The sequence below is a fragment of the Actinophytocola gossypii genome, from assembly GCF_025165815.1.
Classification (GTDB): domain Bacteria; phylum Actinomycetota; class Actinomycetes; order Mycobacteriales; family Pseudonocardiaceae; genus Actinophytocola; species Actinophytocola gossypii.
The window spans coordinates 48,904-74,086 of the sequence record NZ_JAFFZE010000031.1 but is presented as its reverse complement, the minus strand read 5'-3'; the positions used below and the strand labels follow the sequence as shown (position 1 = coordinate 74,086).

Genomic DNA, 25,183 nt, shown 5'->3' with positions numbered 1-25,183 from the left:
GGCCCCCAGACCGGCTGCAACGACATGCGGACCTCATCGAGCAGGTCATCGACCAGCGAGCCCCCGGGTTCCGTGACCGGATCCTCGCCCGCACCGTCCACGGACCGCACGAGTTGGAGACCCACGATCCCAGCCTCGTCGGGGGCGCGATCAACGCCGGCACCGCCGCCATCCACCAACAACTCTTCCTCCGCCCCGTCCCCGGCCTCGGCCGCGCCGACACCCCGATCGACCACCTCTACCTCGCCAGCGCCTCCGCCCACCCCGGCGGCGCCGTCCACGGCGCACCCGGCAGCAACGCCGCCCACACCGCCCTCACCCGCCACCGCTTCACCGGACCCGCCTACCGCGCCACCATCAACACCGCCCACCGCGCGCTCTACCGGTGACGATCCGGCGAAACGGACGCGCGTGATCCTTCCGGGCCGGTAGCCTGCGGGGCATGGGGACCCGCGCAGCCGGCCGCCGATGATCGGGGGGGCGTCGGAGGGCCCGCCGCCGGGGAGCGGCCGGGTCCACTCCGGCATGCCTCGGCTGCGCTGGCTGGTGGCCATGCTGCTGGCCGCCGCCACGTTCGCGGTGATCGCCTCCCGGCCCGGCGCGCCCGCGTCCCACGAACCGACGGGTGACGTCGCCAAGGTCGAACAGGCCATCGAGGCGCAGCTCGACCCTGGCTCCGGCCGGGACCCGATCGAGCTGCTGCCCGCCGACTTCACCGAGGTCACCGGGCGCGATCCGGTCCACCTGGAGGCGCCGGACGGCACGATCCGCGCGGTGCACCCCGGCGGCGGCTGTTCGTCGCCGTGGGGCGACACCCGCTGGGACTACAGCGTGGGCTGCAAGGCGCACGACCTCGGCTACGACATGCTCCGCTACGCCGAGGCCAAGGGCCAGCCGCTCGCCGCCGACCTGCGGGAACACCTCGACGACCGGCTGTCGCTCGACATGCACGCCCAGTGCGACCTGAACCCGCGCGGCTCGCCCGCCTCCTGCGAGGTCGTCGCCGCCCTCTACACCGTGGGCCTGGTGGTCAACTCCTGGCACCAGCGCTGGGGCCCACCCAAGAACGAGCCGGTCGGCGTGTGGTCGATCGCGATGGTCGTGATCCTGCTGCTGATCGTGGTCCGGGCGCCCGCGGTGATCCGCCGGGGGCCGCGCCGGCACCTGCCGCGGCGCGCGCTCGCCCCGCCCGCGCTGAACCCGGCCGAACGGGCGCGGGCCGGCTACCTCGGCTTCCTGCGGATCCTCGCGCTGGCCGGGATCGTGCTGGCCGAGACCGTCCTGGCGTTCACCATGCGCGGCGACGCCGAACCGGGCTGGGTGTGGCCGCTGACCTGGCTGCTCCAGCTCGTGCCGCTGTTCTTCCTCGCCGGCGGGCACGCCAACCTGCTGGCCTGGCGCGCCACCCGCACGGCGGGCGCCGGGTACGGCACCTACCTGGTCAACCGGATCGGCTGGCTGATCCGGCCGGTGCTGGCGTTCGTCATCGCCTGGCTGGTCATCCCGCTGTCGCTGGAGCTGTTGCAGGCGTCGGACGAAGCCGTCACCGCGTTCAGCAGGCTGATCGTGCAGCCACTGTGGCTGCTCGGGCTGTACCTGGTGGTGGTCGCGGTGACCCCGCTGACGCACCGGCTGCACGTGCTGTTGCCGCTGGTCACGCCGGTCACCCTGTTGGCCGGGGTGGTCGGGCTGAGCTTCGTCGGCGGGTCGCTGGCCGCGCACGCCGGCGGGGTGCTGGTCGCGCTGCTGTTCGCCCAGCTCGCGTGCCACTACGCGGACGGCGGACTGTGGCGGGTGCCGAGGTGGGTGCTGGTGACCGGAGCGGTGACCGCGTTCGCCGGGCTCGTCGCGCTGACCGTGTTCGGCGCGCAGCCCAAGCTCCAGCTCGCCGAGCCGACCGGGTACGCGGCGTTCGCGCCGTCGCTGGCCGGCGTGCTGCTCATCGGGATCGTGCAGTTGTGCCTGGTGTCACTGCCGCGCGAGCCGGGCCTGCGGGCGGTCGCGGCCAGCGCGCCGGCACGTGCGCTGGCCGTGGTCCGGTCCGCGCCGATGACGGTCTACCTGGTCTACCTGTGCGCGATGGTGGTGCTCGAGGGCCTGGTCGAGATGGTCCGGCGCGCGGACCCGACCGGTCACGGGATCGAGTGGCTGGCCAGGCCACGCACGTTGTTCGCCGTCGGGCTGGTCGCCCTGCCCACGCTGGTGGCGTTCCTCTGGTTCGAGCGGCGCGGCTCCGTCCCCCGGTCCGAGGCGGCACCGGACGACCTCGACGAGCCGGAGCCGCCACGGACCTGGCAGGAGACCGTGGCCGCCGGGCTCGGGGTGGTGTTCGGGGCGCTCGGCGTGCTGGGCTTCGCGGTCACCGGGCTGTCCGGTTGGACCGAGTCCTCGACGCTGCTCGGCCTGCCGATCGACCCGATGGCGAACCTCATCCACCTGCTGCTCGGCTGGTACCTGGTGCACTGCGTCCACCTGCAGACCGCGGCCCGGCCGGGCCCCTGGCTCGTCACGGCGGTCGCGAGCGTGCCGCCGATGATCACGACGGTGAGCGGCGCCGGCACCGTCGTGCACCTGGCCACGATGGTCGCCGCGCTGGGCGTCGCGCTGGTGTGCGTGCAGCCGACAAGATCCCGTGTGCCACGCTACGGACAACCACATCCGTCTCCCACACGTCTCTGACGGTGAGGGGCCAGGTGTGGGCGCGCGAGACGGGGCTATCCGAGGGAGACACGCGGGAGGGAGTACGGGGTGAACTATCGGCCGCCGAGGCCGGAGGACCGCGGGGGACGTGGCCGTCCGGTGTCCCGACGTGCCGGTGGCCGGGTGCCACCGGGGAACGCCCGGCGCACGGGCGGCCGGCCCGACCCCGACAGCCGCACCGAGCGCATCCCGGGCGGGCGCGACAGCGGCGGTGACCTCCCGCGCTACCGGCGGCCCGCCCCACGCACGTCCGACGCGCGCTGGGAGCCCCGGCCAGAACCGCCACCGCCGCCGCGCCGCCCCACGCGGTCCAACCCGCTGCTGACCGGCGGCAAGGTCGTGCTCACCGTCGTGTCCGTGCTGGTGCTCGTGGCCACCGGGTACTACTGGGTCGAGACCGAGTCCTTCGGCCTGACCACCGCGGACGTCATCGACGAGGCGCCGCAGGAGCGCCCGGCCGACGGCGCCATCGACATCCTCATGGTCGGCATGGACAGCCGCACCGACGCGCAGGGCAACCCGCTGTCCGAGGACCAGTTGCGGATGCTGTCCGCCGGCGTGGCCGACGGCGAGCTGAACACCGACACGCTGATCATGATCCGCATCCCGAACGACGGGAAGCGGGCCGTCGGGGTGTCGATGCCCCGCGACTCCTATGTGGAGATCCCCGGCTACGGCAAGCACAAGATCAACTCCGCCTACCTGCGGGCGAAGAGCGACGCGATGGAGCGGCTGCGCGACGAGGGCATGACCGACGAGTCCGAGCTGCACGTGGAGTCCAACAAGGAGGGCGCCAAGAAGCTGATCGAGACCGTCGAGCAGCTCACCGGCGCGACGATCGACCGCTACGCCGAGGTCAACCTGCTCGGCTTCTACGACATCACCAGGGCCATCGGCGGCATCGAGGTCTGCCTGAAGGAGCCGGTCGACGACGAGTACTCCGGAGCCGAGTTCCCCGCCGGCCGGCAGACCATCCAGGGCGTCAAGGCGCTGGCGTTCGTGCGGCAGCGGCACGGCCTGCCCAACGGCGACCTGGACCGGGTCGTGCGCCAGCAGGTCTTCATGAACGGGATGGCGAAGAAGGTCTTCTCCAAGGACATCCTCGCGCCCGGCTCGGACACGCTGGACAAGCTGCGGGACGCGATCCAGAAGTCGGTCGTCCTGAGCGAGGACTGGGACATCATCGAGTTCGCCCAGGACATGATGGGCTTCACCGGCGGCAAGCTCAGCTTCGAGACCATCCCGGTCGGCTCGATCGCCCTGGACACCCCGGAGGACGGCTCGGCGGTCGAGGTCGACCCGGACGAGGTTCAGGCGTTCGTGGACGAACTGCTCGGCGACGCCGCGCCGAAGGACGACTCGTCGCAGCCGCCGGCCGAGGACGAGGTGCCCGCCGAGGACGTCACGGTGAACGTGCTCAACACCACGACCGTGTCCGGCCTGGCCGACTCGGTGTCGACCACGCTCGGCGAGCAGGGGTTCACCCAGGGCGTCGTGGGCAACGCCGACCCGAGGGACGCCACCGTCGTGCGGCACGCGAGCGGCGAGGAGGCGTACGGCAACCGGGTGGCCGAGGCACTGGACGGCCCGGCGACCGTCGAGCCGGACGCGAACCTCGCGCCCGGGACGGTGAACGTGCTGCTCGGCTCCGATTTCGACACCCAGGACCTGGCGGGTGACCCGCTGCTGAACCTCAGCCCCGGGAGCCGGCTGGCGGCCCAGCCGGACTCCGCGGGGTGTGTCTACTAGGTTCACTCGATCAGGTGACATCCGAAGGCATCGTCCGACGTCACGGCGTTGCCGCTCCCGATTGCTCGAACAAATTGTGAAAACCCGCGTAATCGCTCGGCCCACTTCTCTTCCCATAAGTGTCGAGAGGGGCCAATCGTGCAGTTGGACACAGCGAACTACCAGCGCGTACTTGGCGACGAGCTGCGGCGGTTGCGCAAGCAGCGCGGCTGGACCAGACGCGACCTGAACCGCCGGCTGCAGAGCGACATCTCCCTGCAGACCCTGGCCACCTACGAGCTGGGCACCCGGCAGTGCTCGGTGATCCGCCTGGTGGAGATCTGCCTCGCCCTCGACGAGGTCCCGCACGAGCTGATGGCGCGCGTGCACCAGCGGGTGTTCACCGGCTCCTCGGTCGGCCGGATCCGGGTGGACCTGCGCAGGGTCGTCCGGGACACCCAGCCGGAGCTGTTGCCGCTGCGCCGCTGGGCGAAGGGCAAGCTGACCGAGCTGAACGGCCACCACGCGCCGGACGTCAACCTGGACATCAGCGCGCTGGAACGGATGGCCGAGCTGTGCGGAGTGGACACCGTCGACCTGATCGCGCGGCTGCGCCAGCTCAGCGGTCCACTACCCGAGCCGGAAGAGGACTGAGTCCAGGGCGTCGCTCGATCAGCGGCCGACGCCGATGAACTCGTGCTCGGCCGGGTCGACGTCGCGGGTGTGCTGCCAGTAGCGCCAGGTGAAGCCGGGCCAGATGGTGCGGTTGACGCCGTGGCTGTCCAGGTACCAGCTCTTGCACCCGCCCTGGGTCCACACCCCGCCGACGAGCTTGCGCTGCAGGTCGGACTGGAACCGCGCCTGCGCGCTCTCCGTCGGGGCGAGCGCGGCCGCCCCCCGCCGCTCGACCAGCTCCATGGCCTTCGCGACGTACCTGATCTGGGACTCGATCATGAACACCACCGAGTTGTGTCCGAGCGCGGTGTTCGGGCCGAGCAGGAAGAACAGGTTCGGGTAGCCGGCGACGGTGATCCCCAGGTGGGTCTGGATGCCCTCGGCCCGCCACTGCTTGGACAGGTCCCGTCCGTCGGCCCCGGTGATGTCCAGGTAGTCGAACGCGTCGGTGACGTGGAACCCGGTGCCGTAGATGATCGCGTCGACCTCGTGCTCGACGCCGGCGGTGTCCACGACGGAGTGCGCCAGCACCTCGGCGATCCCGTCGGTGACCACGTCCACGTTCGGCCTGGTGAGCGCGGGGTAGAAGTCGTTGGCGATGAGCACGCGCTTGCAGCCCATCACGTAGTCGGGGGTGAGCTTGCGCCGCAGGTCCGGGTCCTCGACCGACCGGCGCATGTGCGCGAGCGCGACCTTCTGTGCCAGCCGCATCAGGCCCGGACGCCCGTTGAACCCGATCGCGCGGGCCTCCAGCAGCCAGTAGAGCACGTTCCGGTAGAGCCGCTGCGCGCCAGGGACCAGCCGGAACAGCCGCTTCGCCCAGGCCGGCATCGCGTGGTCGGGCTTGGGCATGATCCACGGCGGGGTCCGCTGGAAGACGGTCAGCCGCTCGACCTCCGGCGCGATCCTCGGGATGAACTGGACCGCGCTCGCGCCCGTGCCGACCACCGCCACCCGCTTGCCGGCGAGCGAGTACGTGTGGTCCCAGCGCGCGGAGTGGAACGCGGCGCCCTCGAAGTTCTCGATCCCGGGGAGCGTGGGGGTGTTCGGGATGTGCAGGCCGCCGATGCCGGAGACCAGGAACCGGGTGACGTACTCCTCGCCGGTGCCGGTGGTCACGTGCCAGCGGTGCTCGTCGGCGTCCCAGCGCGCGCCGGTGACCTCGACGCCGAACCGGAGGTGCCGGCGCAGGCCGAAGTCGTCGGCGACCCGGCGGAGGTAGTCCCAGATCTCCGGCTGCGGGGAGAACGACCGCGTCCAGTCCGGGTTCTGCGCGAACGAGAACGAGTACATGTGCGACTGGATGTCGCAGGCGCAGCCGGGGTAGGTGTTGTCCCGCCAGGTGCCGCCGACCTCGTCCGCCTTCTCCAGCACGACGAAGTCGTCCCGGCCGTCGCGCTTGAGCTGGATCGCCATGCCGAGCCCGGAGAACCCGGTGCCGATCACGACGGTGTGCACGTACCTGGTCATATCCCGTAACTTACTACGAGTAGGTTACTTCCGGTAGAGTAGCGAGGTGACCAGCACACCACCCCGCCGCACGCGGATGCCGAGGGCGCAGCGGGAACGCCAGATGATCGCCGTCGCGGAGGAGATCTTCGCCGAGCGCGGCTACCAGGCGTCGTCGATGGACGAGATCGCCGACCGGGTGGGGGTCTCCAAGCCGATGCTCTACGAGTACTTCGGCTCCAAGGAGGGCCTGCTGGTCGCCTGCATCCGCCAGGCCCGCACCGAGTTACTGGCCGCGACCCTGACCGCGGTGGAGGGGGTCTCCTCTGCCGAGGAGGCGATGCGCCGGGGACTGACCGCGTTCTACGAGTTCATCGACTCGCACCGGCGTTCCTGGGAGCTGCTGCGCCAGGAGGCGGCGGTGGCCGGACAGGCCGCGATGGACGAGATCGAGGCGGTGCGCCGGCAGCAGACCGGGGTGAACGCCACGCTCTTCGCCTCCTTCCTGCCGGACCTGGCGCAGCGCGACCTGGAGGCGTACGCCGAGATCGTCGTCGGCGCGTGTGAGCGTCTCGCCATGTGGTACGTCGGTCGCGACGACGTCACGGCGCCCGACGCGGCGGAACTGGTGATGCGGATGGTCTGGTACGGCCTCGCCGGTGCGACAGCCACGCGTAGTCACGTCTGATCGATTACGGTGGACGGAGCGTATCTTTCCGGGTGGAAAGGTGCCGTGGGGGAGTTGAAGGCAGAGGGGTGGAGACGATGCGCGAATCGATCGAGGTCAACTACGTACCGGACGGTGACGACTGGCAGATCACGGTCACCGGGGTCGGGGAGACACGGGAGGCGACGGCGACCAGCCTGGTCACGGCGCGTGAACAGGCCGAGGAGCTGGTGGCGGAGCTGGTCTCGGAGGAGGCGGGCCGCACGGTGGTCCACCTGCTGAACGGCGACGCGCTCGCGTTCACCTCGGCGTACCTGTCGGCGCGACTGGCCAGACCCGAGGAGTCGACCCAGCCGCCGGCGCCCGACGAGGCGGCGACCGCCGAGCCGTCCGAGTCGGACTCGGACGAGCCGAGTTCCGACGAGCCCGCCCACCGGGCGCCGACCAACCAGGGCTAGCTGAACAGCTTCTTCAGGATCAGCAGGACGACCAGGACGCCCGCGCCGATCAGCGGGAACTTCACCTTCGGGTTGTCCAGGGTGCTGCGCGCGCCTGCCTTGGCCTCGTTGACCAACTTCTTCGGGTTGGCCTTGGTGCCAAGCTGGTCGAGCGTGGAGGCCAGCGCGTCACGCGCCTGCTCGATCTCACGCTGGATGGTGTCGGGGTCGCGGGCCACAGTTCCTCCTCGGCGGCGTGTCCAGGCGACCAACCGTAGTTGACCACCCCGCCCACCGCGCCGTCAGTCCCGGTCAGTATCCCGAGAGCGCCGCGTACATGCCCTCGCAGCTGCGCACCACCACGCGCGCGGCCTGCCGCTGGGCGTGGCCGAGCGCGTGGTTCTCCGCCTGTTCCTGCCAGCGGAGCAGCGCGTCGGACACCGCGCCGTACAGCTCCCGGCCGTCGGCCGCGTGGTCGACGCCGAGCCGGGCCGGGAGCGCGGTGCCGTCCCCGCCGACCAGCCGGCGCGCCTCCTCGGCGAGCGGGTCCGGCAACGTCGTCCGGCCGCCGTGCAGCGCCGCGAGCAGGCGCAGCTCGCGGAACTCGTGCGCGCTGGTCACCAGCCCTTCCAGCGCGGTGGCCAGCCCACGGGCGGCGGGCAGGGGCTCCATCCGGAGCACCACCTCCAGCGCCAGCAGCGCGGACCGGGCCTTCAGCACGTCCTGCCGGCCGGTGAAGCACCGGTCGACGGCCTCGCGCAGCTCCGCCAGGCCGCTGCGCCGGACCAGCTCGTCGGCCAGTTCGTCCGCGGTGTCGACGCCCTGCCGGATCAGCGCGGTCACCAGCCGGACGCCGAACAGCCCGAACCGGTCCAGCAGCGCCAGCCGGGTCCGGGCGTCCAGGCCGCCCGGGGCGGCGTCGCCGGCGAAGCGGTCGGCCGAGAGCAGGGCGCTCTCCAGCTCGGCCCGCGGCGCGACGGCGAGCGCGCCGAGCGCCGCGGCCTCGTCGTCGGTCATGGTCCGGCCGGCGTGGGCGAGCAGGCCGGACACCGCGAGCACGTTCTGGCACAGCCCCCGCAGGCGGGCGTCCGTGCGGTACCCGCGGGCGACGCGCCTGGCCGAGGTGAGCGCGTCGATCCGCCCACCGCCGACCTCGTCCGCGCGGGACAGCACGACGAGCGCGTTCACCGGTGTCGCCCGCGCGATCGGGTGGTCCTGGATGGACCGGAGGAAGCCGAGGTCGACCTCGTGCGGGTGCCGCATGAGGTACAGCACGGCGTCGGCTTCCGCGGACACGGTGTCGGACGCGGTGTCCGACGCGGTGTCCAGGCCGGGGGTGTCGATGATCGTGAGAGCGCGCAGCGCGGGGCTCGGCCAGTCGACGACGATCCGGTCGAGCGTGTCGGCCCGCCAGCCCTCCAGGTCGATGTGCGGCTGACCGTCCACGTCGGCCATCGGTGCGTCCCGGGGCGGCGCCTGGGCCGGGTAGACCCTGGTGCGGGGGTGCGCGGCGCCCCGGTACCAGGTCGGCACCTGGTTGCCGTCGTCGACGAGCAGCGGCGCGACCTCGTCGCCGACGAGCGCGTTGACCAGCGTCGACCGTCCCGTTCCCGGCTGCCCGACGACGGCCAGCCGCAGCGGCTCGGCGAACCGGTCGAGGTGCCGCCGCAGCCAGTGCGTCGCCCTCGGACTGTCCCGGTAGAGCTCGATCGCGTCCACCAGCATCGACCGCGTCCGGCCGGCAAGGCTCATGCGGTGAGTTCCCGGGACGGGGCGACCAGGGCCTGGATCCGCCGGTGCAGCGCGCCGAGCTGTTCGATCTCGGCCGCGAGTTTCTGGGTCCGTCGCCGCCGGTCGGCCAGGTCGGCCTCGGCCGCGCGCTTGGCCTCCAGCGCACGCTCCGCGACCCCCGACTGCAGCTGCTCCACCACGCCGGAGAAGTGGTCCCGCAACCGCCGCTGGATCAGCCGCGCGGTGTCCCGGCTCTCCTTGCCGTAGGACAGGAAGAAGTCGTCGACGTGCCGCTGCGCCGCGGACCGCGCGGTCGCCTGCCGCCGCTTGAGCCGGCTGCCGCGCTCGTCCCACACGCTCTTCGCGCCGAACGCGGCACCAGCGCCGAGCGAGATCGGGTTGATCAGCGGCATCCCGGCCAGCGTCGTCGCCAACCCGAACATCAGCAGGCCGCCGTAGGAGCCGCGCAGCCCGACGAACAGCTGCTGGCCGACGGTGAACTTCTCCACCCTCGGCGGGCGCAGGTCGCCGATGTGCTCGAGCAGGTCCTCGTCGGCGTCGGCATCCGGGACGGACTCCTCCAGCGCGACCTGCCTGGCGATCTTCTCCGACACCCACTGGAACCGTTCGACCAGCCAGGCGAAGTTCGTCTCCGCGGTGTCGGCGAGGCTGTCCCGCAGCCAGTCGGCGAACTCGTCCCACGTCCTGGCGGGGTCGGCGACCTCGAAGAACTCCTCCGCCTCACGCACGATCCGCCTGGTCCGGTCGCGCAGGTCGTACTCGACGTCGGACATCAGGTCGGCCACCTCGTCGCCGAGCATGGTCTGCCAGCGGCTGGACCGCTTGCGCAGCTCGTCGAGCCGGTGCTGCGCGGCCCGGTACTGCACGTGCGCGGCACCGAGCCGGCCACCGCGCGCCTCCGCGAGCTGCTCGCGCAGCGGGATGAGCAGTTCCTGGGTGGCCGTCGCGGTCAGCGCCGCGGCGCAGCGGCCGGCGAGCAGGTCGCCCTGGCCGAGCACGTCGTCGCGCAGGGTGCGGACCAGGTCGACGAAGCCGGACTCGGCGTTGAGCGCCTTGTCGCCGGTGCGGGCGGCGGCCAGCCGGACGGTCGCGGACACCGGGACCAGCTTGACCGGCAGGCCGGCGGCGGCGAGCCGGGCGCGGTTGCGTTCGGCCACCCGGCGCCAGCGCGGCACCAGGTCGATCTTGGTGAGCACCATGGTGACCACCGGGCAGTGCGCGAGGACCTGGCGGAGCAGGTCGAGCTCGGCCTGGCACAGCTCGCTGGTGGCGTCGGAGGTCATCAGCACCGCGTCGGCGTCGGACAGCGCGGCGAACGTGCTGGCCGAGGTGCCAGGGCCGCCGATGCCGGGGGTGTCGACCAGCACGAGGCCGCCGGCGAGCAGCTCTCGCGGCAGGCCGACCTCGATGTGCGCGCCCCGGCGAGCCAGGGACTTGGTGGCCACGTCGTCGAACGCCACCGGCACCCTGGCCGGAGTGGCGCCCGCCGGTCCGATCGCGCGCCGGCCGGCGGGCGGGGCGTCCGCGACGACCGCGGCGACCGGGGTCTCGGCGTGCTCGACGGTGGTCGGGGTCGTCGTGGTGACGTCGTCGCCGACCGGACAGACCGGCGCGTTCACCAGGGCGTTGACGAGTTGGCTCTTGCCCTGGTCGAGCCGGCCGACGACGGGCACGCGCAGCTTGGGGTCGAGCAGCAGGGCACGTCTGCGTTCGAGCTTGCCGGCCAGATCCGTGCGGTGGTGAGCGATGCAGGCCGCGATGGTGTCGTCGAGAACGGTGAGCCAGGGCGGAGTCCTCACCCGGACGAGTGTGCCGTGCTAACCCGTATGGGGGAAAGGGGGGCCGGGGCCCGCGAACGATGTCGCAGGCCCCGGCCCTGGGCGGGGACTGGGGCGGTCCCCTTCTCTTCGAACCGGCTTGTGCCTCAGAGACCCAGGTTCAGGTCGTTGGTGAGGTCACCGACCACCGGCAGGTCGCCGGTGCCCGAGACGGTGTCGGTCAGACCGCCCACCGGGCTGCTCGACACGGCGTCGGAGACCGGGCTGCTGGACGCGGTGCCGGACACGGTGCCCGACACGGTGCCGGACACGACGTCGGACACGGTGCCGGACACGGTGCCGGAGACCATGCCGGAGACCGACGTGGAGTCGGTGCCCAGCTCGGGCAGCTCGACGGGCAGGTCGAGGTCGCCGAGGTCGGGCGTCTCGCCGAGGCGGCCCTCGAGGTGGGGCAGCTCGGGCAGGTCCACCGGCAGGTCGTCGGTGGAGGGCACGGCGACCGGGAGGTCGTCGGTGGAGGGCAGCCCGGCGGTGGCGCCGTGCACCATGCCGACGCCGGTGACCATGCCCGAGGTCAGCATGTCGGAGCCGTCGTCGACCAGGTTGGCGGCCGGGGCGGCCGGGGTGCCGGCGAGGAAGCCGGCGAGGTTCTCGGCGCCGGTGTCGACCGCGCCGGCGAGGGTGCCCGCGCCGGTGCCGACCAGGTGCGTGGCGGTGGCGGCGGCGGTGTCGGTGCGGTCACCGAGGTCGTCGAGCACCTCGGCCGGGTCGGCGGTGGTGACCAGGTAGTCGCCGTGGCTGTTGGCGCCCGCGTAGACGACCGGGGTGGACACGCCGCCGGCGGCGAAGTCGCCGTCGGTCTCCATCACGCCGGCGACACGGCCGGTGGACTGGACGCCCGCCCAGAGGTCGACACCGTCGTCGTCCTGGTTGACCAGGGCGCCGCCGTAGGCGAGGTCCTCGACGGTGCCGAGCGCGGCGACACCGGTGGTGGCGCTCGTGCCGTCGGTGAGCGTCTCGACGTCGAGGTCGAGGGGGCCGAGCGGGGTGTCGGTCGGCAGGGCGTCGGTGACCAGGGGAATGACCTCTTCGACGTCCTGAGGGGTGAGGTCACCCAGGCCGGCGTCGGTGAGGGCGCCCACCGGGTCGGCCGCGTAGGCGTTCCGGGCGGCCTCGTCGTTGAGCAGGTTCAGCACGAAGTCCTGCAGGGTCTGGAACGAGTACAACGGTTCTCCTTGCGGAATGTGCGGTTGTGTGCAGGGAACCGTATGGACGGAGGTCCGGGGCCACATCGGGGATCACTCCGAGTTGTCGACCAGCCCCATAGGGCGAAGAATCACTCACCCGTTAGGGGGTTAGGGGATCTGCCCCTCACCCACACGGGGTTGCCCCGAACGGGTGGTCCGGTGGTACGACTACCTCCCGTCGCCGGTCACGGACAGGTCTCGGAGAGGACACGCCACGGATGCCCTACGCCCTCGGGATCGATCTCGGCAGCGGCCGCACCACGGCCGCCATCAGCCGAAACGACCCCGGTCGAGGCCGCGGCGCCCAGGTCGTCCCCCTCGACGGCGCCCCCTCCGGCGTCCCCTCCGTGCTGCACGTGACCGAGCACGGCATGGTCGAGGTCGGCGAGGCCGCGATCCGCGCGCTGCCGGAACGCGCCGCCTGGATCGCCCGCGACGTGCCCGAGCGCGTCGGCGACGAGATCCCGATCACACTCGGCGGCGAGCCCTACCCCGCCGAGGTCCTCACCGCCGCCGTCATCGGCTGGATCGTCGACCAAGTGGAGGCGACCGAGAACGCTCCCGCCACCCATTTGGTGGTCACCCACCCAGCCAATTGGGGGACGCACCGCCGCACAACCCTCCTGACGGCCCTGCGCGAGGTGAGCCTCCCCGAACTGACCCTCCTACCGAGACCGGTGGCCGCCGCCGAGAACCACGCCGCCACCGACCGCGTGGAGGTGGGCGAGGAACTCGCCGTCCACGCACTGGGCGCGACCCGCTTCGAGGCCGCGGTCCTGCGCAAGGGTTCGTTCGGCTTCGAACCACTGACCCACACCACCGAGGAGTCGTTGGCCGGAACCGTCCTCGACGACCTACTGACCGACCACGTCCTGGCCGGGCTGGACAGCGCCCCCACAGGCCCGGCCCTGGCCTCCCTCCGCGCGAAGTGCACGGCCGCCAAGGAACGCCTCTCCACCGAAGGAGCGGTGACCGTCGCCGGAGTCCGCGTCACCCGAGGCGACTGGGAGGATTTGATCCGCCCGACGTTGGAAAGCACGGTCGAGTCACTCCGCCGCACCATCCAGTCCGCCGACGTGCACACGGTGGTCCTGGTAGGCGGCTGCGCACAGATCCCCCTGCTCAGACGCTTGGTGAGCACAACAACCCGAGCCAGAGTCGTACCGAGCCCCGACCCCGCCACGGCGATGGCGCGAGGTGCGGCCCTGGCAGCGGCGAAGGTAGCGAAGCCCACCGTCCGAGCCACCGCGCCCGCGGTGACCCCCGAACCCCTGACCCCGTCGGCAGTGACCCACACGGACCTGATGCGCCTGGACGACCTACCCGAGGCGGACCTGTCGGATCTGGGCCCGCCACCCCCCAGACCCCCGGTCGACATCGTGCCCCTCGAACCACCCAAGCGCCGCCTGCTCCGCCGCCCCACCCGCGACGAGAAGTCGCCCCGCCGCAACCGCACCCCAGCAGCACCCGAGCACGACTCGCGCCCCGAGTCCCCACGCCGCCGACCCGCACGCTCCCTGACACCGGACCGGTCCGACGTCCTGCCCCGCCGCAAGCACCTCGCCGACCCCACTCCCCACCCCGACGATCCCGTGGACCTCACCGACCACGCTCCCCACCCCGATCCCGAGCACCTCGCCGACCCCGAAGCACCCGCGCGATCCCACCCAAGCCACCCCGACGACCCCGTACACCTCACCGACCCCGAAGCACCCGCGCGGCCCCACCCAAGCCACCCCGACGATCCGTCACACCACGCAGCCCCCGGACCACCCCATCCGAGTCAAGCCGGCGATTCCCCGTCCCTCCCCGGCTTCGAACCACCACGCCCTCACCACGAACGATCAACCCGCTCCCACCCCAACCACCTCGACCAACCCATGCACCCCACCGGCCCTGAACGATCCGCGCCTTCCCGCTCCCACCCCAACCACCTCGACGATCCCCTTCACCCGGCCGACCTCGGGCCACCCACGCATCCCCCCGCACGCGTTCCGTCCCACCCGCATCCCAACGACCCCGTCCACCCCGACCTCGAACGACCCGCACGCACCCCTGCCCACTCACACCCTCACCTCCAACCCACCGACCCTGAGTCATCCGCACGCACCCGCTCCCGCCCCGACTTCCAACCACCCCCACGAACCCGCCACCACGCCAACCACCTGGACGGCTCCGTCCAGCCCAACCACCCCGAAACACCCGCCCGCTCCCGCCACCGCGAACCCGACCCCGACCCCAACGCCGGCTCCCGCCACCGCGAACCCGACGCCCACGCCGGCGCCAACCGCCACCGCGCGCCGGACGACGAAGCCCCGGCCCCCCACTCGCACTCCGCCATGAGCCCTGAACCCCGCCGCCACCGTCGCCCAGACGACGACCCCGGACCCTCCCCCGCACGCTCCCGCCGCCACCGCTACCGCGACGACGGGTCCTCCGCCGAACCACGGCACCGCACCGACCGCGACAGGGGTCGCCGATGAGCCCGATCCTCGACCGCGCCATCGCCGCCCAGGTCGACACCGTCGCCGCCGACCGGCGGCCCGGCGCGCACGTCGGCATCGTCGCTCCCGGCGGGTACGGCAAGACCACGCTCCTGCAGCACCTCGGCACCGCCGTGCACGCCGCCACCGGCACCGAGCCGGTCATCGCACTGCCGCCGTTCGACCAGGTCACCGACGGTGTCCTCCTCGTCGACGACGCGCACCAGCTCGACGACGCCGACCTCCGCGACCTGCGCCGGATCGCCACCACGACACCCGTCCGGCTCGTCGTCGCCGCGCGGCCGTGGCCCCGGCGCGGCCCGGTCGCCGAGCTGCTCGACCTCGTCCAGGACCAGCTCCTCCTCGCACCCTTCGACGCCGCGCAGGTCCGCGCCGCGCTCCCCGCCCGGCTGCGCACCGACCGGCACGCCGAGTTCGTGCACGCCCAGACCGGCGGCGTCCCCGCGTTCGTCGACCGGCTGGCCCGCGCGCTCGACGGCGAGCTCGACGTCCCCACCGCCGCGCTCGCCGGCTTCCACCCCGAGCTGGCCCGCCTCGACGAGAGCGTGCTCCGCTTCCTGCTCGCCGCCGAGGCGGGCGTCGCCCTCAACCGCGACCTGCTCGTCGACCTCCTCGACACCGGGCCCGGCGCCACCGACATCAGCGACGTCGTCGAGGCGGCCCGCGCGACCGGGCTCGTCGGAACGGCGGGCGCCCTCGTCCCGATCGCGCAGCGGGCGATCCGCCTGCTGATCCCGGTGGAGCGGCGCGCGTGGATCCGGCAGCGACTCGCCGAGCTCCAGTTGGCCCGGGGTGGCCCGGTGCTGCCGTTGATGCGCCCGCTCGCCGGCACCGGCATCGGCGGGGACGGTGCCGCCGCCGCGTTCGAGACCGCCGCCGCGGAGGCGTTGCCGACCGATCCGGCGCTCGCCGCCCGCCTCTACGCCGCCGCGGTCACCGCGGGCCGCGCCCCCGTCGACGTCGCCGCCCGCCGGGCCGAGGCGCTGGCTCTCGCCGGCGACCTGGACGGCGCGCTGCGGCTCGCCGACCAGGTGATCACCACCGACAACGCTCCCGACCGCAGGGCAGCGGCCACGGTCGCCGCGGCGGCGCTCGCGCATCGGGGGCAGCTGGGCCGCAGCGCGGAGCTGTACCGCTGGGCCGGCGCCGACCACTTCGCCGCACTCGGTTCGATCGGCGTCGGCGAGCTGACCGAGCCGGTCGCCGACGACGGGCCGCCGACGTCCCTGTCCAGCGCGCTTTCCTTGATGGCACAAGGCATGCACGAGTCGGTGGTCGGCCGGCCGATGACCGCGCTGTCCACAATGGTGCGTGCTGCGGCGACACTCGAACCGGTCGGGCGGGGCGTGCTGCTCCCGGACAGCCCGGCGGCGCTCGGCGCGCTCCTCGCCCTGCACTACGGCGAGCTCGGCACGGCGACGTCGCTGTTGGAGCGCGCGACCGCGGCCGGAACCGGCGGCGCGCCGCTCGCCACCCGGCACCGGCTCCTGCTGGCCTGGATCGCGATGGCCCGCGGTGACCTGACCAGGGCCGCCGACGGTCTGGCGGCCGCCCGCCGCGCCCCGAGCGAGCCGAGGGACGCGCTGTTCGCCGTGGCGATCGAGCTGGGGGTGGCCCGCCGAGCCGGCGACGCGGCCGGGCTGGGGCGCGCGTGGCTGCAGGCGGGTGAGGCGGTCCTGCGCCACCCGGTCGACCTGTTCACGTTCCTTCCGCTGGGCGAGCTGACCGTCGCCGCCGCCCGGGTGCGTGACGAGGGCCGGGTCGCCGCGCACCTCGCCGAGGCCCGCGCACTGCTGGCCCGACTCGGCGACCCGCCGCTGTGGGCGGTGCCGTTGTGGTGGGGCGGCCTGCACGCCGCGATCGTCGCCGGCCAGCCGGACGTGGCCGAGGAACACGCCGAGTCGATGGCGAAGGCGGCTGCCCGGGACGAGCAGTTCGGCACCGTGGCGACCGCGGCGCGGTGCTGGCTCGACGTCACCGCCGGCACGGTCGACGCGGACGCCGTCGAGGACGCGGCCCGCGGCCTGCAGGCGGCGGGTTTCACCTGGGACGCCGCCCGCTTGGCGGGTCACGCCGCGACCCGGACCGCGGACCGCACCGCGATGGTGCGTCTGCTCGACTGCGCGCGGGTGATCCAGGGCAAGCCCGTCTCCACCCGCCGCCCGTCGTCGGATCCCGAACCGGCGCCGGAGGTCAGCCTGAGCGACCGGGAGCTGCAGGTGGCCGAACTCGTCGTCTCCGGCCTGACGTACAAGGACGTCGGCGACCGCCTGTTCATCTCCGCGAAGACGGTGGAGCACCACGTCGCGAGGATGCGCCAGCGGCTCGGCGCGTCCAGCCGGAGCGAGCTACTGTCACAGCTGCGGACGCTGGTGGGGAGCGGTGGTGTACGAGAGTGAGCGCGCGCTGCTGGTGGCGGCCGGTCGCCGGCTCGCCGAGGGTGGCCTGGTGGTCGGAACGGCCGGCAACCTGTCGGTCCGCGCCGGCGAGCACGTCGTCGTCACGGCGTCCGGCACCGACCTCGGCGCGCTGACTCCCGACCTGCTGACCGTCGTCGACCTGACCGGCACGGTCGTGGCAGGCCACCCCCGACCGACCTCGGAGCTCCCGCTGCACCTGGCGATCCACACCCGCACCGGCGCGAGGGCGGTCGCGCACGCACACGCGATGTCCTCGATCGCGGTCGGCTGCACGCACGACGAGCTGCCGCCGGTGCACTACGCGACCCTGCAGCTCGGCGGGGTGGTGCGGGTCGCCCGGTACGCCACGTTCGGGTCGGAGGCGTTGGCCGCCAACGTGCTCGCCGCCCTGACCGATCGCGCCGCGGCACTCATGCGCAACCACGGCTCGATCGCCCTCGGCGAGACGCTCGACGAGGCGTGCGCGCGACTGGAGCTGGTCGAGTGGCTGGCGGAGACGTACCGGCGGGCGGTGGCGCTGGGCAACCCGCGGTTGCTGACCGACGAGGAGCTGACCGCCGCGGCCGCCCAGTTCACCGAACTCGATTACGGCTCCCCGCCGACTGCCTGAACCGTTCAATCCCTTGCCCGATGCGGGACCAGCTGGCGACGCGAGCCCAGGTGGTCGTGAGCGACGGCGCCCGCACCGTCAGGTACGCGCAGCCGGCGTCGTGGCCGGCGTGGGGCGTCCGCCCACGGCGCCCGCACCGGTCACCCGTACTGGTCACCGACCACCGGACGCCACTCACGCACCGAGGAGACCTCGACGCCAGGAGTCCTGTAGTACGGGTCGGCCGCCAGTTCGTCGTCCGGGTCGTCGCGGAACACCAGGAGTGCACCCGAGTCGTCGGCGAGCGGACCGGCGAGCAGGAGCCGTCCGGTGGCGTGCAGTGCGGCGAGCCGGTCCCGGTGCGCGGGACGGGCGTCGAGGCGGCGCGGGTCGTCGGTGAAGCGAAGTTCGATCACGTACATACCCGCGGACGTTAGGAGCCGTTCGCCGTCGCGCGCTGTATCGCGTGATACTGCGACGCATGCTCGCGGACGTTCCGCTCCTCGCCACCCTGGACCCGGCACGCCTCGACCGGCTGGCCGCGGCCGCGCCGGCACGCACCGTCGACGCGGGGACCGTGCTCGCCGTGCGGGGCGAGCCGGCCGGTCACCTGATCGTCGTGGAGACCGGTGGGGTGACCGCGACCCACGAGACCGCGGCCGGCCGTCGGCTCCGGCTCGGCGAGTTCCCCGCGCCGTGCGCGGTGGACAAGGCCGCGGTGCTCGACGGCGCCGGCCACACCGCGACCTGGCTCGCGAGCGCCAGGTCGCGGGTGCGGCCGGTGCCGGCGGCCGAGTTGCTCGCGCTGGTCGACGATGTCCCGGCCGCACGCCGGCACGTGCTCGCCCACCTCGCCGGCCGACTGCGCGACCAGCAGGACGCGTTCGTGCGCGCGAGCGTCACCGACGCGGTCACCCGGACGGCGGCCTGGTTGGTCCGCGCGGCCGGCTCCGGCGGCGCCCGGGTGATGCTTCCCGGTGCCCAGGAGGGCCTGGCCGAGGCCATCGGCGCCACCCGGGTGACCGTCAACCGTGCCTTGCGCACGCTCGCCGGCGAAGGGCTGGTCGCCGTCGAGCCCGGCGCCGTGGTCGTGCTGGCGCCGGAGCTGCTCGCGCTGCGCGCAAACCCGGATGCTCCGCGTGGGGCACTGTGCGACAGTGGCCGCCGTGCTGATCAGGCGTGAGGTACCCGGCGACGTTCCCGCCATCGGCGCGGTGCACCGCGCCGCGTTCGACGGCGAGGTCGAGGCCAAGCTCGTCGAGGCGCTGCGAGCGGACGCCGGCTGGCTGCCGGCGCTGTCGCTGGTCGCCGTCGTCGAGCACCCGTTGGCCGAGCAACTGTTGGCCGAGCAACCGATTGCCGCGGACGCCACCGCCGGAGACGCCGTCACGAGGAACTCGGCGACGAGGGACCCGGCAACGAGGGACCCGGTGGCGCCGGACTCGGTGGCGGCCGACGACTCCCTGGCCGCGAACTTCCCAGCCGAAGGCTTCGTGGAGGGAAGCTCCGGGACGGGAGGCTTCGGAACTGGCCCCAGGTCTGCCACCGGACCTGGCCACGAGGCTGACACCGAGGCCGGGCTTGGCGCTCACACCGAGGCCGGCTCCAAGGCTGGCTCCGGGCGTGGCTCCGGGCCTGGCTCCAACGCGGGCTCCAACGCTGCCTCCGAGGCCAGCTCCAAGCCTGACTCCGACGCCGGCTCCCGCCCTGACTCCAAGGCCGGCTCCTGGCCTGACTCCGAGGCCGGCTCCCGACCTGGCTCCAAGGCTGGCTCTGGGGCTGGCTCTGAGGCTGGCTCCGGGGCTGGCCGCGTGGCTGGGCCTGTGGCTGGCGGCGTGGTTGGGCACGTGGTCTGCACCCGCGCGATGGTGGGTGGGGTGCCGGTGCTCGGGCTCGGCCCGTTGGGTGTGTTGCCGGAGTGGCAACGTGCGGGGGTCGGGTCGGCCCTCATGCACGCTGTGCTCGGTGCCGCGGACGCGCTCGACGAGCCGGTCGTGGTGCTGTTGGGGCATACCGGTTACTACCCCAGGTTCGGCTTCCGACCGGCCGTCGAGCTCGGCATCGTCCCACCTGTCGCGGAGTGGGTCGCGCATTTCCAGGCACGTCCGCTGAGCGCCTACCGGTCGGCGATCCGCGGGGACTTCACATACGCTGCTCCTTTCCGGGATCTGGGCTGATCCCGCGAGGTGGACGAAGTGCCGGCGATGTCCACTCTGGTCTGTTGGGGGATCGGGTGCCATGGGGTTTACCGCATAGTTGAGGTGCGGTTTTCCGCATCGCGGCTTGACCTTGTCGCGACGTCAGGGTCTTGACTGGAGGCATGCGCATCGGGGAGTTGGCCGCTACGGCCGGCGTGTCCACCAGAGCCGTTCGGCACTACCACCGTCGCGGTCTGCTGCCCGAACCACCGCGTCGGCCCAACGGCTACCGCGAGTACGGCCTGCGCGACGTGATCACCCTCGCCCGCATCCGGCGGCTGACCGAACTCGGCCTGACCCTCGACGAGGTCGCCCACGCACTCGCCGACGACACCACCCGCGACCTGCACGAGATCCTGCGAGAACTCGACGACGACCTCGCCCGCCAGCAACGCGACCTGGCCGAGCGGCGCGCCCGCCTGGCCGTCCTGATCGACCGAGCCCGCCCGCACGCCGACGACGCCGTCCCACCGGACCTGCTCGCGGTACTCGACGCGGTCGCCCCGTCCCCCATGGCCGAACGGGAACGCGAGTTGCTCGCCCTGCTCGACCGGCACCCCGACCGCCACCGGATCGTCGCGGCCCTCGGCTTGGCCGAACAGACCCCCGACACCCAGCACCGGCTGCACGAACTCGTTGACGCCGGCCCGGACGACCCCCGGATCCCCGCTCTGGCCGCCGACATCGCCGCCACGATCCCGCCCGCGCTCCGCGCCATGATCACCGACACCGACGACCCGTTCAGCGAAGCCCTACTGGACTCCCTCACCCCGGCCCAGGCCGAGGTGATCCGGCACGCCATCCGCCTGGCCCGCCCATGACCTTCCTCCTGCGCACGTTCGCCGCACTGTGGCCCTGGCTGCGCGGCCGCCGCATCGGCGTCGGCCCGGACGACATCGCCATCGGTCACGCCCGTGAGCAGACGCCGATGCTCATCGCGCTGGCCGGCGTCCTGGCCGTGGAGACAGCGCTCCTCGCCGTGCTCGTGCCCTGGCCGTGGCTACACCTGCTGGACGTCCTGGCCCTGCTCCAGGTACTCGGCATCGCGGCCGCCGGCGTCGTCCACCCGCACGTCGTCACCCGCACCGAACTGGTGCTCCGCGACGGCCCCACCAAGGAACTCCGGATCCCGCTGACCACGATCGACGCGGTCCGGGTCGACCCCCGCACCCACCGCGAGCGACCCGGCGAGCTGAGCTTCCCCATCGGCAACCAGACCGACATCCTGGTCGAGCTCCACGACACCACGAGGGTCCGGTTCCGCGCCGACGACCCGCGCGCGGCCGTCAACGCGATTGCGGCAGCCGCGTCGACCCGCGCCTGACCGACGGCGCCGACGGCGGCGGCACCACCGGCCCGATGTCCCCGTCCGGCGCCTCGTCGAGGTCGACGACCACCGGCGCGTGGTCGCTCGGCCCGGTTCCCTTGCGCGCCTGCCGGTCGACCCACGCCGCCCGCACCCGACCCGCCACCGGCTCGGACGCCAGCACCAGGTCGATCCGCATGCCGAGGTCCTTCGGAAACATGCCGGCCCGGTAGTCCCAGTAGGTGAACACCCGCTGGTCCGGCCACCGGTCCCGGACGACGTCCCGCAGCCCGAGCCCGTGCAGCGCGGCGAGCGCGTCCCGCTCCGGCCCGGTGACGTGCGTCTGCCCGACGTAGGCCGCCGGGTCGAACACGTCGTCGTCGGTGGGCGCGATGTTCATGTCACCGCTCACGATCGCGTCCGCCGGGCCGGCCGCGACGACCTCCCGCAACGCGGCGAGCCAGGCGAGCTTGTAGTGGTAGTGGTCGGAGTCGGGCACCCGCCCGTTCGGCACGTACAGGCAGTGCACGCGGACCCCGCCGCACGTCGCCGCGAGCGCCCTGGCCTCGGGGTTCGGGAAACCTGGCGCGCCCTCGATCCCGCGCACCACGTCGTCCAGCCCGACCCTGGACAGGATCGCCACCCCGTTCCACCGCGCCTCCCCGTACGCGGCGACCTCGTACCCGCGGCGAGCGAGCTCGTCGTCGAGCAGCTCGGCGAACGTGTCGTCGGGGACCTTGGTCTCCTGCAGGCACAGCACGTCCGGCCGCCGCTCGTCCAGCCACGGCAGGAACCGGGGCAGCCGCTGCTTGACCGAGTTCACGTTCCACGTCACCACCCGCACGCCCCCAACGGTACTGGCACCGTCGATAACATGAGACCGATATCATTGTTAACCGTCCTGGTGCTCGCCGGCTGCACGGCGACCCAGCAGGAGCCGCGCGACCCGGAGCTGGTCGCCCCCGGCGAGGTCACCGAACTCGTCACGGGTCTGGACATGCCGTGGGGCCTGGCGTTCCTGCCCGACGGTTCCGCGCTGGTCACGTCCCGGACGTCCGGCGAGATCAACCGCGTGCCGGCGGCCGGCGGCGAGCCGACGCCGGTCGGCGTCGTGCCCGACGTGCTGGGCAGCGCCGAGGGCGGCCTGCTCGGGTTGGCGACCTCGCCGGCGTTCGAGACCGACCGGACCGTGTACGCCTACGTGTCGTCGAGCCCGACGAACCGGGTCGTGGCGCTGCGGATCGCCGAGGACTTCCGTTCGCTGCGCCAGGAACGCGTCGTCCTCGAGGGGATCGAGACGGCCGACCGCCACCACGGCGGCCGCCTGCGCTTCGGCCCGGACGGCAACCTGTGGATCGGCACCGGCGACGCGTTCCTGCCGGAGAACGCCGCCGACGACACGTCGCTCAACGGCAAGGTCCTGCGCGTGCGCCCGGACGGGTCGATCCCCGAGGACAACCCGTCCGGCACGGCGGTCTACTCGACCGGGCACCGGAACGTGCAGGGCATCGCGTTCGGCCCCGACGGCACGGCGTACGCGTCGGAACTGGGTCACCGCACGTGGGACGAGGTGAACGTGCTGCGCGCCGGGGTGGACTACGGCTGGCCGGAGACCGAAGGCACGGACGGCGACACCGGCGAGCCCCCGATCTTCACTCTTCATCCGGACGAGGCATCTCCGTCCGGGATCGCCTATGCCGGCGGCTCCCTGTGGATGGGCGCGCTCGGCGGGCAGCGGCTGTGGCAACTACCGGTCGACGGCACCGAGGCCACGGGCGATCCGATCGCGCACTACGCGGGCGACTACGGCCGGATCCGCACCGTCGAGGTCGCCCCGGACGGCGCCCTGTGGATCACCACATCGAACACGGACGGCGCGACCTGGGGCGGCGCCGACCCCCGACCGGGTGACGACCGCATCCTCCGGATCGAACTCGTCGAGCAGTGAGCCCACCCGCGGCTTCAACGATCACGCGACGACGGAGGGCAAGGTGCGACCGGCGCGGTTGCTCGGGTCGGCTGGCGGCGGCGATGGTGGCGCTGGTCGCCGTGCCGGCCCGGGCGTCGGCACGCCTGACCGCGCGACGACTCAGCCGGAGTCCAGGCTCAGCCAGCGGTCGGGGCGGGCGGTGAACAGCACGAACGTCCCACTGGGACGGCCCGCCTCGGCCTTCGCGAAGGCGTTGGCGTCGGGCTCCGGCAGGTACCGGCCGGCGATCGCGGCGACGTCGGCCACCGGCGGTTCGCGGTCGGTGCCGACGAGGGTGCACTCCACGGTGACGTACCGGTACGGAGGCCGCGGGTCCTGCACGCAGAAGCTGAGCTTGCCGGCACGTTCGAGCAGCCGGGTCTTGCGCGCCCGCCTGCCTCCCGTTCCGGTGAAGAACGTGAGGTTCCCGCCTGGCTCGTAGCCGTACCAGACGGGGACGGTCAGCGGCGGCCGACCGTCGTCGCTCGGCACGCTGAGGACGCCGATGTGGGGCTGTGCGAGGAAGTCCTCGCGTTCGGGCACGGTGAGCGCACGCATCGCGAGGTCTCCTCAGTACTCGTCGCGGAGCCTGATCCAGGCCATGGTGGGGTCCTGCGGCCAGCCGGGCGGCGAGTCCTCCCACTCCTCCTGCCGGCCGTACGGGGTGAGGTCGAGCAGGTTGAAGTCCATGCGCAGGCGGTCGACGCCGCGGGCGGTGGTGAAGTACGTGCGGAACACCTCGTCGCCGTCGCGCAGCAGGACGCTCAGGCCGAAACCGCCGCCGAGGCCGAGGTCGGCGTAGAAGTCGTTGCCGTGGGCCGAGTACCAGGGCACGGTCCAGCCGAACCGACGGCGCACCACGTCGATCTCGTTCCGCGGCGCCGGCGACATCAGGATCAGCGTGGTGTCGCGGGCGTTGAGGTGGGACTGGTCGGCGAGGTTGTCGGTGAAGGACGCGCAGCCGCCGCACACCTCGTCGTGGCCCGGCGACAGCATGAAGTGGTAGATCACGAGCTGGCGCCGTCCGTCGAACAGGTCGGTGAGGCTCGCGTCGCCACCGTCCGGCGCGGTGAACGGGTAGTCGTCGTCCAGCCGGACCATCGGCAGCCGGCGGCGCTCGGCGGCCAGCGCGTCGAGTGCGTGGGTGAGCTCCTTCTCCTTAACCAGCAACGTGTCCCGCGCGGCCTGCCACTCGGCGGCGGAGACGACTGGTGGGCGGTTCATGTCCGACCCCTTCCGGTTGGTTCCCTGAGGGAACGCTAACAGACTGCGTTCCCTGAGGGAACCCGAAGCGCTAGAATCGCTCCCATGCAGCGCACCCGGTTCGGCGACATGGCCTGCTCGATCGCCCGCACGCTCGACGTCATCGGCGAGCCGTGGTCGCCGCTGATCCTGCGCGACGTCTTCGCCGGCATCCACCGCTTCGAGCAGATCCAGCAGGACCTCGGGATCTCCCGCAAGGTCCTGGCCGAACGCCTGCGCTGGCTGGTCGACAACGATGTCCTCGAACGACGCGAGTACTCCACCCGCCCGCCCCGGCACGAGTACGTGCTCACCCCCAAGGGCACCGAGCTGTGCGACCTGCTCCTGGTCATGGCCCGCTGGGGCGACCGCTTCACCGCGGGCGAGGCCGGTCCCCCGGTCCTGCGTCGCCACCACGCCTGCGGCGAGATCAGCCAGGCCGAACTGCGCTGCTCGGCGTGCGGCGGCCCGATCGGCGCCGCCGACGTCGACCTCCTGCCCGGCCCGGGTGCGCGCTGCTAA

At 72.9% G+C, this 25,183-nt stretch carries 23 protein-coding genes and 1 pseudogene; 15 read left to right on the top strand and 9 right to left on the bottom strand.

The genetic code is table 11. From position 1 onward, the window contains the following. The 4 genes and pseudogenes from JT362_RS33825 to JT362_RS33810 form a co-directional block, all read left to right on the top strand. Window positions 1-389 (top strand): annotated as a pseudogene (locus tag JT362_RS33825) (NAD(P)/FAD-dependent oxidoreductase); the annotation flags it as partial. Between the two features lie 79 nt (window positions 390-468). After that, window positions 469-2,679, top strand: a complete 2,211-nt coding sequence (locus tag JT362_RS33820; protein ID WP_260195988.1) for a hypothetical protein — start codon at window positions 469-471, stop codon at window positions 2,677-2,679. Window positions 2,680-2,799: 120 nt separating this feature from the next. Beyond that, window positions 2,800-4,449 (top strand): LCP family protein, encoded by a 1,650-nt coding sequence (locus JT362_RS33815; RefSeq protein WP_260195987.1) that lies wholly within the window; start codon window positions 2,800-2,802, stop codon window positions 4,447-4,449. Between the two features lie 138 nt (window positions 4,450-4,587). Beyond that, on the top strand, window positions 4,588-5,082 hold the full coding sequence (locus JT362_RS33810; protein WP_260195986.1) for a helix-turn-helix domain-containing protein: 495 nt from the start codon (window positions 4,588-4,590) through the stop codon (window positions 5,080-5,082). Between the two features lie 18 nt (window positions 5,083-5,100). Here the strand turns inward: JT362_RS33810 and JT362_RS33805 are convergent, their stop codons facing one another. Then, window positions 5,101-6,573, bottom strand: coding sequence for a flavin-containing monooxygenase (locus tag JT362_RS33805; protein WP_260195985.1), 1,473 nt, complete (start codon window positions 6,571-6,573; stop codon window positions 5,101-5,103). 46 nt (window positions 6,574-6,619) lie between these two features. Between JT362_RS33805 and JT362_RS33800 the strand changes: the two genes are divergently transcribed. Both JT362_RS33800 and JT362_RS33795 read left to right on the top strand, forming a co-directional pair. Beyond that, window positions 6,620-7,240, top strand: a complete 621-nt coding sequence (locus tag JT362_RS33800; protein ID WP_260195984.1) for a TetR/AcrR family transcriptional regulator — start codon at window positions 6,620-6,622, stop codon at window positions 7,238-7,240. A 77-nt stretch (window positions 7,241-7,317) separates the two neighbouring features. After that, window positions 7,318-7,677: a hypothetical protein gene (locus tag JT362_RS33795; RefSeq protein WP_260195983.1), complete on the top strand. Its 360-nt coding sequence runs from the start codon at window positions 7,318-7,320 to the stop codon at window positions 7,675-7,677. Here JT362_RS33795 and JT362_RS33790 read toward each other — a convergent pair. The 4 genes from JT362_RS33790 to JT362_RS33775 form a co-directional block, all read right to left on the bottom strand. Further along, complete coding sequence (locus JT362_RS33790) at window positions 7,674-7,895, bottom strand: DUF3618 domain-containing protein (protein WP_260195982.1); 222 nt, start codon at window positions 7,893-7,895, stop codon at window positions 7,674-7,676. The genes JT362_RS33795 and JT362_RS33790 overlap by 4 nt on opposite strands. Window positions 7,896-7,968: 73 nt before the next feature. Beyond that, window positions 7,969-9,408 (bottom strand): GTPase, encoded by a 1,440-nt coding sequence (locus JT362_RS33785; protein ID WP_260195981.1) that lies wholly within the window; start codon window positions 9,406-9,408, stop codon window positions 7,969-7,971. Next, a complete protein-coding gene (locus JT362_RS33780; protein ID WP_260195980.1) occupies window positions 9,405-11,207 on the bottom strand; it encodes a dynamin family protein in 1,803 nt (600 codons plus the stop codon). Before JT362_RS33780 ends, JT362_RS33785 begins: the two co-directional genes overlap by 4 nt. Window positions 11,208-11,332: 125 nt before the next feature. Beyond that, window positions 11,333-12,412 (bottom strand): IniB N-terminal domain-containing protein, encoded by a 1,080-nt coding sequence (locus tag JT362_RS33775; protein ID WP_260195979.1) that lies wholly within the window; start codon window positions 12,410-12,412, stop codon window positions 11,333-11,335. Window positions 12,413-12,651: 239 nt separating this feature from the next. On the opposite strand from JT362_RS33775, the gene JT362_RS33770 reads away from it, so the two are divergent. Genes JT362_RS33770 through JT362_RS33760 form a run of 3 tightly spaced genes read left to right on the top strand, consistent with a single transcriptional unit; the run spans window position 12,652 to window position 17,967 of the window. Next, window positions 12,652-14,916 (top strand): Hsp70 family protein, encoded by a 2,265-nt coding sequence (locus tag JT362_RS33770; RefSeq protein WP_260195978.1) that lies wholly within the window; start codon window positions 12,652-12,654, stop codon window positions 14,914-14,916. Next, window positions 14,913-17,336 (top strand): LuxR C-terminal-related transcriptional regulator, encoded by a 2,424-nt coding sequence (locus tag JT362_RS33765; RefSeq protein ID WP_260195977.1) that lies wholly within the window; start codon window positions 14,913-14,915, stop codon window positions 17,334-17,336. Before JT362_RS33770 ends, JT362_RS33765 begins: the two co-directional genes overlap by 4 nt. After that, the gene (locus JT362_RS33760; RefSeq protein WP_260195976.1) at window positions 17,323-17,967 is read left to right on the top strand and encodes a class II aldolase/adducin family protein; all 645 of its coding nucleotides are present in this window, start codon (window positions 17,323-17,325) and stop codon (window positions 17,965-17,967) included. The genes JT362_RS33765 and JT362_RS33760 overlap by 14 nt, the downstream gene beginning before the upstream one ends. A gap of 140 nt (window positions 17,968-18,107) precedes the next feature. Here the strand turns inward: JT362_RS33760 and JT362_RS33755 are convergent, their stop codons facing one another. Then, window positions 18,108-18,368 (bottom strand): YciI family protein, encoded by a 261-nt coding sequence (locus tag JT362_RS33755; RefSeq protein ID WP_260195975.1) that lies wholly within the window; start codon window positions 18,366-18,368, stop codon window positions 18,108-18,110. 59 nt (window positions 18,369-18,427) lie between these two features. Between JT362_RS33755 and JT362_RS33750 the strand changes: the two genes are divergently transcribed. The 4 genes from JT362_RS33750 to JT362_RS33735 all read left to right on the top strand — a co-directional run bounded on the left by JT362_RS33750 (window position 18,428) and on the right by JT362_RS33735 (window position 21,468). After that, window positions 18,428-19,129 carry a Crp/Fnr family transcriptional regulator gene (locus JT362_RS33750; RefSeq protein WP_260195974.1) on the top strand — a complete coding sequence of 234 codons (702 nt, stop codon included), beginning with the start codon at window positions 18,428-18,430 and terminating at the stop codon, window positions 19,127-19,129. Further along, window positions 19,104-20,123 (top strand): GNAT family N-acetyltransferase, encoded by a 1,020-nt coding sequence (locus JT362_RS33745; RefSeq protein WP_260195972.1) that lies wholly within the window; start codon window positions 19,104-19,106, stop codon window positions 20,121-20,123. Before JT362_RS33750 ends, JT362_RS33745 begins: the two co-directional genes overlap by 26 nt. Window positions 20,124-20,266: 143 nt before the next feature. After that, entirely contained in the window at window positions 20,267-20,965 is a 699-nt protein-coding gene (locus JT362_RS33740) for a MerR family transcriptional regulator (RefSeq protein WP_260195971.1), read from the top strand. Continuing rightward, the gene (locus JT362_RS33735; RefSeq protein WP_260195970.1) at window positions 20,962-21,468 is read left to right on the top strand and encodes a hypothetical protein; all 507 of its coding nucleotides are present in this window, start codon (window positions 20,962-20,964) and stop codon (window positions 21,466-21,468) included. The genes JT362_RS33740 and JT362_RS33735 overlap by 4 nt, the downstream gene beginning before the upstream one ends. Here JT362_RS33735 and JT362_RS33730 read toward each other — a convergent pair. Then, the gene (locus JT362_RS33730; RefSeq protein ID WP_260195969.1) at window positions 21,431-22,294 is read right to left on the bottom strand and encodes an exodeoxyribonuclease III; all 864 of its coding nucleotides are present in this window, start codon (window positions 22,292-22,294) and stop codon (window positions 21,431-21,433) included. The genes JT362_RS33735 and JT362_RS33730 overlap by 38 nt on opposite strands. Before the next feature lie 30 nt (window positions 22,295-22,324). Between JT362_RS33730 and JT362_RS33725 the strand changes: the two genes are divergently transcribed. After that, window positions 22,325-23,398 (top strand): PQQ-dependent sugar dehydrogenase, encoded by a 1,074-nt coding sequence (locus JT362_RS33725; RefSeq protein WP_260195968.1) that lies wholly within the window; start codon window positions 22,325-22,327, stop codon window positions 23,396-23,398. A gap of 141 nt (window positions 23,399-23,539) precedes the next feature. On the opposite strand, the gene JT362_RS33720 is transcribed toward JT362_RS33725, so the two are convergent. Beyond that, window positions 23,540-23,977, bottom strand: coding sequence for a pyridoxamine 5'-phosphate oxidase family protein (locus JT362_RS33720; protein ID WP_260195967.1), 438 nt, complete (start codon window positions 23,975-23,977; stop codon window positions 23,540-23,542). Between the two features lie 12 nt (window positions 23,978-23,989). Then, the gene (locus tag JT362_RS33715) at window positions 23,990-24,643 is read right to left on the bottom strand and encodes a DUF899 domain-containing protein (RefSeq protein ID WP_260195965.1); all 654 of its coding nucleotides are present in this window, start codon (window positions 24,641-24,643) and stop codon (window positions 23,990-23,992) included. Window positions 24,644-24,727: 84 nt separating this feature from the next. Between JT362_RS33715 and JT362_RS33710 the strand changes: the two genes are divergently transcribed. Further along, window positions 24,728-25,183, top strand: a complete 456-nt coding sequence (locus JT362_RS33710; RefSeq protein WP_260195964.1) for a winged helix-turn-helix transcriptional regulator — start codon at window positions 24,728-24,730, stop codon at window positions 25,181-25,183.